We start from the raw sequence: 405 nt of genomic DNA, 5'->3' as shown, positions 1-405 counted from the left end.
CCACAAGGCTCATCGAGACGGGCGAGCGCCAAATCCTCGAACAGGCGAGGCACGCGCGCATAGAGCACGGAATGATCGAGCCGTGCTGCTTGCCGGCCGAAGGCGCAGGCCAGCCACGACTTGCCGGTTCCGGTCTGGCCGGTGACGATGAGGTTCTCATGCGCTTTCAGCCATTCGCCCTGGGCGAGCGCCATGGTGCCGCGCCGGTCAAGCCCCGCGTGGCGCGGCAAAGTCGATGTCCCCTCGATACAGGCTTCGGGAAAGCGCAGCCTGGCTGAGGCGAGCCGGTGCCGGACGCGCTTGTGATCAGACTGGCCGGCGTGGTGTTGGCCTAGCGCTGGTGCGCCTTGGGCATGTGTTCATTGACGGTGACGTGGCCGGAACGCTGCGAGCGACGCGCATGGC

At 67.2% G+C, this 405-nt stretch carries 1 protein-coding gene; it reads right to left on the bottom strand.

Translation table 11 applies throughout. From position 1 onward, the window contains the following. Positions 1 to 269 (bottom strand): ATP-binding protein (locus EN780_RS38175; RefSeq protein WP_210215161.1); only part of this gene is annotated, 269 nt, incomplete at its 3' end. Positions 270 to 405: the final 136 nt, after the last annotated feature.

This window comes from Mesorhizobium sp. M4B.F.Ca.ET.089.01.1.1 (assembly GCF_004022605.1).
Taxonomy (GTDB): Bacteria; Pseudomonadota; Alphaproteobacteria; order Rhizobiales; family Rhizobiaceae; genus Mesorhizobium; species Mesorhizobium abyssinicae.
This window is presented reverse-complemented; position numbering and strand designations above follow the sequence as displayed.